Genomic DNA, 10,505 nt, shown 5'->3' with positions numbered 1-10,505 from the left:
GACTAAAACACCACCACCCACCCCGCAACCGGAGCGCTGTTAACACCTTGGGTACAAAGTTATCCACAGGGTGGGGATAACTCTGTGGAAAACGAATTCCACAGCCTTTCTCCACACCCTGTGGATAAGTGTTTTCACGCTTCCCACAGCCCGCACAAAAACTTCGAATTCAACCGATTAAGCTGCTGATCTGCGGTTATCTTGGCGCACACGTTCGGTAAATTACAAAAATGTAGTTATCCACAATGTGGATAACTTGTGTGGAATTCTTTCGCACAAAGGTTTTGGTGGATAACACGCCCGAGTTATCCCCAAAGCCCAGCTCGCAGCGCCGCTAACACGGCTACCACGACAGCAATAAGCCATATCCCCAGCCACCGCAGCCACGTGCGTTTGCGAAAGAGGAATGGTGCCAACAGCAGTCCTGTGAGCAAACCGCCCAAGTGCCCCCACACGGAGACGTTCTCCGCCACGAAGCTGTAGATAACGTTGGCCACCACGAGGACGATGGGTGCGCGCAGGTCTAGACCGCGGCTGCGGTACACACCAATGAGTAGACCCATGAGCGCAAAGAGAGCACCGGAGGCACCCACCGTGGGCGTGTCAAAATCCATCCACAGCACCGCGGCCGAGGAGCCCACCACCGAGATAAGGTAGGCCGCCGCATAGAGCGCACTACCCAAAGCGCGTTCTACTTCCCTGCCCACAAAGAGCAGCATCACCATGTTGACCAACAAGTGCCCGGCATCAAGATGCATGAATCCGGCTGTGAGCACCATGGCGGGATGCGCAGCCACATCCGGTCCCCACAACGTCCAGTCCTGAGCCAAGGAACTTTCGTAATACGGAGTGGCCAGGGTCTTGCCTTGGACGGCCGTAGCCAACCATGCCCCAATGCACAGCACCATGAACACAACGGTGACCGGTGCCGAACGGAGATAATTCTTCACGCAGACTCCTAAAACAACGAGCCCGCCACCACATCACGTGGCAGCGGGCTCGGATGAAAAGTTAAGAACGCTTAGGCGATCTCGATGGACTCGATGACGACGTCCTCAGCCGGACGGTCCATGCGGTCGGTGGAGACCTTAGCAATCTTGGACACGACCTCCTGGGAAGCCGGGTCGGTGACCTCACCGAAGATGGTGTGGTGGTTGTTCAGGTGCGGGGTCGGCGCCACGGTGATGAAGAACTGGGAGCCGTTGGTGCCCGGGCCGGCATTCGCCATGGCCAGCAGGAACGGGCGGTCAAACTGCAGCTCCGGGTGGAACTCATCCTGGAACTGGTAGCCGGGGCCGCCACGGCCGGTACCGGTGGGGTCACCGCCCTGGATCATGAACTGGTCGATGACGCGGTGGAAAATAGCGCCATCGTAGAACGGGCCGGACTGCTCGCCCTTGGCGTTCTGGGTGGTGTAGTCCTTCTCGCCCTTGGCCAGGCCGATGAAGTTCTCAACGGTTACCGGTGCGTGGTTACCGAACAGGTCGATAACAATGTCACCGTAGTTGGTGTGCATCGTTGCAGTTGCGGTCTTCTGAGTCATGCCAGCCATTGTATGGAAATTTCGCCCACCGCGTCGTTCCGGCACAACGCTGTGAGCGATCTGCGTAGGGTTACAAGCATGATCCGCGCCGTTCTCTTCGATCTCGATGACACCCTCATGGACCACACCGCCGCGATGCATGCGGCCGTCGAGGAGTGGCTGCCGGGCGGTCATCACGAGCGCTTCGCGGAGATCGAAAAGAAATGGTTCGCCGCCTACGAGCGCGGCGAGGTCACCCACCAGGGCCAGCGCGTGGAGCGCTGCCGCGAGTTCTTGGGCCGCCCAGAAATGACGGAGCAGGAGGCGCTGGCGGAATATGCCAAGTACCTAGCCGCCTACGAGAAGCATTGGTGCGCGGTGGAGGGCGCGCGGGAAGCACTCGAGTATGTCCTGGATTTAGGGCTCAAGGTCGGTGTGCTCACGAATGGGGCGCGAGACATGCAAATGGGCAAACTGCGGGCAGGCGGGCTCGACCTGCCAGGCGTTGAGCTCTTCCCCACCGTGGAGATGGGCCATCCGAAGCCGCACCGAGAGGCCTACCTTGAGGCTTGTCGGCGACTGGAAGTGGAGCCTGGCTCCACGCTGATGATCGGTGATTCGGTGGCCAATGATGTCGAGGGCGCCCGGGCCGCGGGGCTCAAAGCGCTGCACTTCGATAGGGCCGGAAACGGAGACATCGCCGCGCTCAGTGAGCTGACGGCGATGGGCTACTTTTAAAAGGTTTAAATCCAAAGATTTAAACCTCTAGAGGCTAGAGCGGACCTCGTCGCGGGCGAGGACCATATTGCGCAGGGAGGCCTCGGTCTCCTCGTAGCCGCGGGTCTTCAGGCCGCAGTCCGGGTTGACCCACAAGCGCTCCACAGGCACGTTCTTCAGAGCGGCGCGGATGAGCTCGGCCATCTCCGCCACGGACGGGATGCGCGGGGAGTGGATGTCGTAGATGCCCGGGCCGATCTCGGAGTGGAACTTCTCATCGATGTCCTCGAGCAGCTCCATGCGGGAGCGGGCCGCCTCGATGGAGGTGACGTCGGCGTCGAGGCCGGCGACGGCGTCGATGATCTGGCCGAACTCCGAGTAACACAGGTGCGTGTGGATCTGAGTGGTCGGCTTGGCCTCGAGTGCTACGAGGCGGAAGGAGCGCACCGCCCAGTCGAGGTAGGCCTTGCGGTCCTTCTCGCGCAGCGGCAGCAGCTCACGCAGGGCGGGCTCATCGATCTGGATGATGTCGATGCCGGCCTCTTCGAGGTCGCGGACTTCGTCGGCCAGCGCCACGCCGAGCTGGTCGGCGGAGACGGACTGGTGAACGTCATCGCGCACGAAGGACCAGGCCAGGATGGTCACCGGGCCGGTGAGCATGCCCTTGACGTGCTTTTCGGACAGGGACTGCGCGAACTTCGCCCACTCGGTGGTCATGGCCTTCGGGCGGGAGATGTCGCCGACGACGATTGGCGGACGGGTGCACCGGGAGCCGTAGGACTGGACCCAGCCGTTCTCGGTGACGACGAAGCCGTCGAGAAGCTCGGCGAAGTACTGCACCATATCGTTGCGTTCCGGCTCGCCGTGGACCAGGACGTCCAGGCCCAGGCGCTCCTGCAGCTCGATGACGGACTTCACCTCGTTGCGCAGTGCCTCGGTGTAGTCGGCGTCGGAGAGCTCGCCCTTGCGGTGTGCGGCGCGGGCGGCGCGAATTTCAGCAGTCTGCGGGAAGGAGCCGATGGTGGTGGTCGGCAGCTGCGGCAGGCCGAGGGCCTCCTGTGCCTTGTTGCGCTCGGCGAACTCCGGCTGGCGCTGAACCTGGCCCTCCGGCAGCTGCGCGGTGCGGTCCTGCACTGCCTGGTCGTGGGTGCGGGAGGACTCGGCGCGGGTGCGCACGGCGCGGTCGGCCTGCGCATAGGCCTCCGGGGTGTCCAGCGGGCCGGCGGCGAGTGCGACGACCTCGCGGATCTTCTCATCAGCGAAGGCGAACCAGGTGGCGACGTCCACCGGAAGGGAGGTCTCCGCCTCCACGGTGTGCGGCACGTGCTGGAGGGACACGGAGGTGGTTACGGAAACGCCTTCGCCGAGGCTCTCGAGCTTCTCGCGCAGGTCGCGCAGGTTGGCGGCCCAGACGTTGCGACCGTCGACCAGGCCGGCGGCGAGGTGGGTGGCCTCGGCGAGCTTGGCCACGCGCTCGAGGTAGGAATTATCTAGGGCCAGGGTGCCGACGGACAGATCCACCTGGACCGCTTCCGGCTGCAGCTCGGCGATGACATCGAGGCCAGCGTTGAGGGAACCATAGGGCGTGGTCAGGTAAACCTGCGGGCGCTTCTCCGCGCTCAGGATGCGGCCGTAGGCACTCTTGAGTGCGGCGGCGAGGGTGGAGTCGTCAGCGGCGACGAGGTCGGCGACCAGGGCGGGCTCGGCGAGCTGAATCCATTCGACGCCGGCGTCGTGAAGCTCAGCCAAGACGGTGAGGTAGGACTCGACTGCCTGATCGAGGTGGTCCAGGGGCTGCTTGGTGGCACCCTCGGCCTGCTTGGACAGCGCCAGCAGGGTCACCGGGCCGACGAGGACTGGGCGCACGGTGTGACCGGCGGCGCGGGCCTCCTCGACGATCTTCAGCACGCGCTGCGGGCGGGCGCTAAAAGCCTGGTCATCGGTGATCTCAGGAACGATGTAGTGGTAGTTGGTGTCGAACCACTTGGTCATCTCCAGCGGCGCGGTGTCCTTGTTACCGCGGGCCAGGGTGAACTCATCATCGAGGCTCTCGCCCTGGGCAGCGCCCACGGTCAGTGCGGTTTCGAGGACGTGATCGTAGTAGGCGACGTCGGCCGGGATGGCGTAATCCTCAGTGAGACCCAGCTCCTTGAGGCGAGCGTAAGTATCGAGGCGCAGGGAGTGCGCGGCGGATTCGAAGGTCTCGGCGTCGATTTTGCCGGACCAGTAGGACTCCAGCGCGCGCTTGAGCTCGCGGTGGGCACCGACTCGTGGGTAGCCCTCAATCGTGGCCTTGGGGAAGGATGCGGTCATGGGATGGCTCCAATTCGATGTAGCAGGTCAGTCGTAATGTCTGGATTGTTGTGCGTGTAGATGTGCAGCCCGTCGGCGCCGGCGTTCATCACCGACTTCGCCAACGAGGCCGTAATCTGCATGCCGATTTCTTTCTCTTCCTCGGGGGAGGTCGCTGCCGCGAGCTGGTCAAGGACCTTGGTCGGCCCGTCCAACCCGGACAGCTGGCACATTCGCTCCACCCGAGCACGGCTAGTCATAGGCATGATCCCGGGGATCAGCGGAATGCGCACACCCGCCAGCCGGGCGCGCTGGGCGAAGCGGACGTAGTCCTCCGCGTCGAAGAAAAGCTGGGTGATGGCGAAGTCTGCGCCGAGGCGCTGCTTGGCCAAAAGGACGTCGATATCCTCGTCCGGCGTCGCGGACTCGGCGTGGCCGTTGGGATAGCAGGCCACGCCCACCGCCAAGCGCCCGGCCGCCAAGCGCGCCACACGGTCGGATTCCCAGCGGCGGATGAGCCGGACCAGGGAATCAGCGTGCGGCAGATGACCTTCGGGCATGCCGCCCTCCGGCAGGTCGCCGCGAAGGGCGAGGAGGCCGCGGACGCCGGCGTCGACCAGCGTGTCGATCCAGCCAACGAGCTCTTCCTCCGTGCCGGCCGTGCAGGCCAGGTGGGCCAAAGGACGCATCGCGGTATCGCGCGAAATCTTCTCAATAAACGCCGCGGTTCCCTCCAGCCACCCGGAGCGCTGGGAGCTGGTGACGGCGATGTAGTCGGGGTTATACGCGGCGAGCGTGGCCAATAAGCGGTCAATCTTGGCGGCGTCCGCATCGTGACGCGGCGGGATCACCTCGAAAGAGAGAGCGGTGCGCTTGAGCTCCTTAGGCGTATCTTCGCTGATTTGGTCTAGTGGCGCGGATGCGGAGAGTCGCGGGGACATGCTCACCTCCTCTGCAGGTTATCGTTGTTTATCGTCGGTGTTGATGTCCCAAAACGTACCAAGCTGTCCATTTCTCGCGAAAGGGTTTTAGTATTGGTGATACCTTTAGAACCCAGTCAGCTGCACCGTTAACGCAAACCCACAATGAATAAAAACCCGCCTCATCCGTACAAAGCTGTCTATTTTCTTTGAACAGCTCGCGGCCTTTGCGCATATGGTGGCGGGACCTGCGCGCCGCCACTACGCTGAAAGGGAGTATCCAGCGCGAACGCGGGCACACCCCGGTTCGGCGCCGACAATCACTCCATAAACAGTTGTCCAACACACATCACCTCAGTATTGACATAAAGGAGCACCTGAGCCCATGAACCCCGCCGCCCTGTCCACAGCCATCAGCGCTACCTCCGCCCTGGTGGAGCGCCTCAAGGAACGCCGCGATGAAAAGGCTCGCGAGGCCTACTCCGTCCTGGAGACCGCCGCCGCCCGCATGGAAGAGCGCGATGGTGATTGGTTCTCCGAGGCCCGCCGCGAAGCGGGTGCCGTAACCAAGGCCGCGCACTCCCGCCTCGAGCGCGCCCTGGAGGAGCTGAAGGAACGCAGCGAAGAAGCCACCGAAAAGCTCTCCGAGGCTGCCGCGGAGGCCCAGGACAAGGCCTCCAAGCAGTGGGAGAAGACCCAGAAGCAGGCAGAAAAGAAGGCCTCCAAGGCCCGCAAGCAGGCTAAGAAGAAGGCTTCCAAGGCCGAAAAGAAGGCCCGCCGCATCAGCGGTAAGGACAAGAAGGGCTCGAAGGTTTGGCTGATCTCCGCGCTCGTTGCCGCCCTTGCGGCCATCGGCGGCGGCATCTACTACTTCTTCACCCAGAAGAAGGAGAAGGAGTCCGCCGTCCCGCCGCGCGTGGAGGATTTCTCCTCCCCGTCTGCACCGCAGGGATCCACCTTGGTCTACACCTCCACCACTGAGGACGATGCCAAGAAGGAGTCCGACCTGGCTGAGGAAGGCGTTGTCGAGCGCGACGAGGAGCTGCTGGGCTCCCTGGATGAGCAGCTGGCCAAGCACCGCGAGGAAGAAACCGCTATTCAGGACGCCGTCGAGACCGAGATCGAGGTCAGCAACGCCGACAAGAAGGATGCCGACACCTCCCGCATCACCGACGACCACGAGTCCGAGGGCAAGCACCGACTCCACACCGAAGAGGAGAACTAATCCCCCATCCTTGGGGGTGCGTGTTTCGTTGCCTTGATCTCACTCCTTTGCCTGCACGGGCCCGACCTGCTTGAATCGAGGGTTAATCGGCATCGATCGTGATGGATCGGTGCCCGCGCGCAGTTTTGCGCCGCCACCGTATCAGCAGCAGGCAAGGAGATCAGGAATGAGCTTCGAATCACTCATCGTCAAGCTCAAGAGTGGGGACACCTTCTATTTTCCGGCCGGTGCCGTCAGCGGTGATCCGTCCACCCGCGTGGATAACCTGCGCTTTGCCATCGAAAACGGCACGCAGTTCACCTCCATCGATGACTACGGCGTCGACCGCGAGTTCAACGGCTACGACGTGGACAACTACCACTTGGCTTAAGCCGCGCAACCCGTTACAGCGATCCTTCTTCGCTGTAATCTAAATCACCACCTTATGCGCATTGCGCTATAAGATGAGTCCTTATGACTCACTATCCACGCATGCGGACGTGGTCGTGGTACCTCCCCGATGAACCACCTACCGGGGAGGTATCCCTCACTGAGACCACCGACTTCTCTCGGCCCGGCGCCGCCACGTGGCGGATGCTGGGTGCCCAACGCACCGGCGTCATCGGCATCTTCATCGCCACCCTCATCAACGCACCGCTGGGCGCGTTGGTCTCGGTCATCATCGGCCACACTACGCAGTATGCTTTTTCCGATCCCTCCTGGCGCACCGTAGCCTTGCCGCTTGCAGCCACCGCGGTCATCCTCTACGTCGCCTATATCTGCGAAGCCACAGCGGATGCTTTCACGGATCTGAGTCAGGCCCGCACCACCCACACGCTGCGCCTTAACCTGCTGGATAAGCTGCTGGGTGCCTCGACCGCCGGAATTAGCCCCGGCCGGCTGCTCAACACGATGGATGAGGATTCGCATTACATCGGCCAACTCAAGCAGATCCTCAACTTCCCACTCGTCATGGTCGGCTACCTCCTAGGCGCCGTGGTCAGCCTCGCCCCGGTTTCCTGGCAGGTCTCCGCCGCCCTACTGATCGGTGCCCTCGCCACCGCGCTGGCCTCGTGGGCCACCACCAAGCCGCTGACCAAGGTTGCTGCGCGCCGCCGCCAGCTAGAAAACACCGCGTTGTCACTCGCCACGGACTTCGCCCAAGGTTCCCGCGTTATCAAGGGCCTGGGCGCCAAGGACATTGCCCGCCAGCGCTTTTCCGACGCCGCTCACGAAGCCCTAACCACCATGCTCCACGAGGCCAAGCTGTCCTCCCTCATGGCCTGGGTGCGGCAGATGGTCCCCGCCTCCTTTGCGGTAGGCATTCTGGCCTGGACCTCCTGGGAAACCTTTGAGGGCCACATTGCCCCCGGCGGCATGATGGCGATTACCATGCTCGCACCCCCGGCATTGACCGCGCTCGGCGTATCGCTGGGCCTGCTCACCGAGAACTGGGCCCGGGCGCGCGCCTCCGTGGAGCGTGTTGGCGAGCTGCTGGGCCAGCTCAATACCACTACCGAGAAGACAACCGGCACGCCTATCGAGCTCTCCCCTGGCCTGCACGTGTGGATGCCCACGACCGCCGCGGGCCGCAGCACCGTGGATTCCTGGGTGCGCTACCTCAACGACAACGGCGCTTTGTGCCCGCCGCACCGCATCTCCGTGCTGGAAGGCACCTTGCAGGACAACGTCGATCCGCTGCGCGCGGCAACCCAAACCCAAACCCACGACGCCCTGCACGCCTCCGCCTGCGAGGACATTGTTATCCGCCTCGGCGGGCTGGGTCCGGACGGCGAGCTTCCCACCGCACCCATTGGTGAGGCCGGCCTCAACCTCTCCGGCGGCCAGCGCCAGCGCGTCGCCCTGGCCCGCGCACTCGCACTCGATCCCGACGTTCTCGTCCTGGACAACCCCACGACGGGGTTGGATTCGTTGACCCTGGCGGACGTCGCCAAGCGCGTGCGCGAACTGCGCGCCGACAAGACCACCGTGGTCATCACCTCCGCCTCCACGTGGGCCGCCAACGCCGATGAGGTGGTGGAGCTATGAGCCAACAGGATCGCGCGGATGCCTTAGCGCCCGCCTCCCCACAGGAGTGCCTGCGTTTTCTGAAGTCCCTGCCCAGTGCCCCCAGCAGGCTCGGCATCGCCCTCTTTTTCGGCCTGTTTACCGTCACCGTCATCATGATGAACCTGGTCTCCCAGGTGCTCGGCCGCGTCGTCGACATCATCCAGGGCGTGGAGCTCCCCGTCCTTGGCACGGGACGCACAGCCATGGTCGGCGCACTCATCGTCATCGCGGTGGGCTTCCTCGTGGAGGTCACCGGCCGCACCCTGGGCCGCTACCTGGTCACCTCTACCACCCGCCGCCTCTCGGTAGATCTGCGCACCTCAGCGCTGGATTCCACCCTCGGTGCTCCCGTGCCGGCCGTCATGGAACTAGGTACCGGCAACATCATCACGCGCCTGTCCAAGGATATCGACACCGTGGTCATGGCCATCTCCATGATGGGTGACCGCCTGGTGCTCACCCTCTTCATGCTGCCGCTGACCGCGCTCATGATGATCTTCATCCACTCCGCCTACGCCCTGCTCTTCATCGCGGTGAGCTGCCTGCTCTACCCCTTCATCCGCGGCACCATGCGGGATATCCCCGCCATCGCCAACGAGGTCTCCTCGGTGGAGGCCTACCGCAACAACGTGCTGCTGGACACCATCCGCGCACTGGAGACCCTCCGCCAGTTCTCACTCAAAGACTGGGCGCACGCGCGCATGGAACGCTACTCCTGGGACACGGTACAGGCCTGGGGTGACAAGGTTCCGCTCATCAACCGCATCGTCGGCCAGGGCGCCCTCGCCTTCGCGGTGCTGCTGCTGGGCTCTGTCCTCATGTCTGTGCCCATGGTGATCTGGGGCTGGCTGACTCCTGGTGAGGCCACCGCCGCCGTGCTCTTGGTCATGCGCCTAGAGATCCACGTCTTCAACATCCTCTTCTTCGCCGGTGAGATTCAGCATTCCGTGACCTCCCTCGGCCGCGCCGTCGCCCTGGCCACCCTCGAGGACAGCGCGCACACCAGCGCGAACCAGAAGGTCACTCCCCGGCTTAGCGACGCCCCCACCATCACCATCGAGCACCTCTCCTACGCTTACCCCGGTGGGGCGCCCGTGCTTAACGACGTCTCCCTGACCCTCACCGCCGGCACCACCACCGCCCTCGTGGGCACCTCCGGCGCGGGCAAATCAACCCTCGCCTCCCTCGTTGCGGGCCTGCAGTACCCCACAACGGGCACCATCAGTCTCGACGGGATTGATACCGCCACGGTGCCGAATACCTGGATCACCGAGCACGTCGCCCTCATTACTCAGGAAGTCCACCTCTTCTCCGGCACGCTGCGCAACGATCTACTGCTGGCCAAGCCCGATGCCAGCGATGAGGAACTTTGGCGCGCGCTCAATACCGTGGGCCTTGATGAGAATTCGCGCTGGCTTCCCCAAGGCCTAGACACGCTCATCGGCGCCGGTAACGAAGAGATCGGCGCGGAGGCCGAGCAACAGCTTTCGCTGGCCCGCATGATCCTGCGCCAACCGCCAGTACTCATCATGGATGAGGCCACCTCCGAGGCCGGCTCCGAGCACGCCGAGGTACTCGAACACGCCGCCAAGGCCGTCACCAAAGACCGAACCTCACTCGTCGTTGCCCACCGCCTGGACCAAGCCCGCGAGGCCGACCGCATCATCGTCATGGAACAAGGCCAGATCGTCGAGGACGGCACCCACGCCGACCTCATCGAACTGGGCGGGCGCTATGCCTCGGCCTATGCCCAGTGGGAGCATGGGAAATAGGTCTTCTC

General features: G+C 63.5%; 9 protein-coding genes. 5 read left to right on the top strand and 4 right to left on the bottom strand.

What is annotated here, in order from left to right:
* Positions 1-305: 305 nt before the first annotated feature.
* On the bottom strand, positions 306-950 hold the full coding sequence (locus tag HMPREF2806_RS10475; protein WP_070513020.1) for a rhomboid family intramembrane serine protease: 645 nt from the start codon (positions 948-950) through the stop codon (positions 306-308).
* A gap of 71 nt (positions 951-1,021) precedes the next feature.
* Positions 1,022-1,552 (bottom strand): peptidylprolyl isomerase, encoded by a 531-nt coding sequence (locus HMPREF2806_RS10470; protein ID WP_046648667.1) that lies wholly within the window; start codon positions 1,550-1,552, stop codon positions 1,022-1,024.
* Between the two features lie 69 nt (positions 1,553-1,621).
* Between HMPREF2806_RS10470 and HMPREF2806_RS10465 the strand changes: the two genes are divergently transcribed.
* Complete coding sequence (locus HMPREF2806_RS10465; RefSeq protein WP_070513023.1) at positions 1,622-2,260, top strand: HAD family hydrolase; 639 nt, start codon at positions 1,622-1,624, stop codon at positions 2,258-2,260.
* Positions 2,261-2,287: 27 nt separating this feature from the next.
* On the opposite strand, the gene metE is transcribed toward HMPREF2806_RS10465, so the two are convergent.
* Both metE and HMPREF2806_RS10455 read right to left on the bottom strand, forming a co-directional pair.
* Complete coding sequence (gene metE / locus HMPREF2806_RS10460; RefSeq protein ID WP_070513027.1) at positions 2,288-4,552, bottom strand: 5-methyltetrahydropteroyltriglutamate--homocysteine S-methyltransferase; 2,265 nt, start codon at positions 4,550-4,552, stop codon at positions 2,288-2,290.
* Positions 4,549-5,472, bottom strand: coding sequence for a methylenetetrahydrofolate reductase (locus tag HMPREF2806_RS10455; protein WP_070513029.1), 924 nt, complete (start codon positions 5,470-5,472; stop codon positions 4,549-4,551). The genes metE and HMPREF2806_RS10455 overlap by 4 nt, the downstream gene beginning before the upstream one ends.
* A gap of 364 nt (positions 5,473-5,836) precedes the next feature.
* On the opposite strand from HMPREF2806_RS10455, the gene HMPREF2806_RS10450 reads away from it, so the two are divergent.
* The 4 genes from HMPREF2806_RS10450 (at position 5,837) to HMPREF2806_RS10435 (ending at position 10,497) form a co-directional block, all read left to right on the top strand.
* Positions 5,837-6,676, top strand: coding sequence for a DUF4366 domain-containing protein (locus HMPREF2806_RS10450; RefSeq protein ID WP_070517664.1), 840 nt, complete (start codon positions 5,837-5,839; stop codon positions 6,674-6,676).
* Between the two features lie 166 nt (positions 6,677-6,842).
* Complete coding sequence (locus tag HMPREF2806_RS10445) at positions 6,843-7,046, top strand: hypothetical protein (protein WP_046648675.1); 204 nt, start codon at positions 6,843-6,845, stop codon at positions 7,044-7,046.
* A gap of 83 nt (positions 7,047-7,129) precedes the next feature.
* Complete coding sequence (locus HMPREF2806_RS10440) at positions 7,130-8,704, top strand: ABC transporter transmembrane domain-containing protein (protein ID WP_070517663.1); 1,575 nt, start codon at positions 7,130-7,132, stop codon at positions 8,702-8,704.
* The gene (locus HMPREF2806_RS10435) at positions 8,701-10,497 is read left to right on the top strand and encodes an ABC transporter ATP-binding protein (RefSeq protein WP_070517662.1); all 1,797 of its coding nucleotides are present in this window, start codon (positions 8,701-8,703) and stop codon (positions 10,495-10,497) included. Before HMPREF2806_RS10440 ends, HMPREF2806_RS10435 begins: the two co-directional genes overlap by 4 nt.
* Positions 10,498-10,505 lie beyond the last annotated feature (8 nt).

Source organism: Corynebacterium sp. HMSC076G08, from assembly GCF_001811515.1.
GTDB classification, from domain to species: Bacteria; Actinomycetota; Actinomycetes; order Mycobacteriales; family Mycobacteriaceae; genus Corynebacterium; species Corynebacterium hiratae.
Note: the sequence above shows the minus strand (reverse complement) of the source record. Positions and strands in the feature narration are given on the sequence as shown.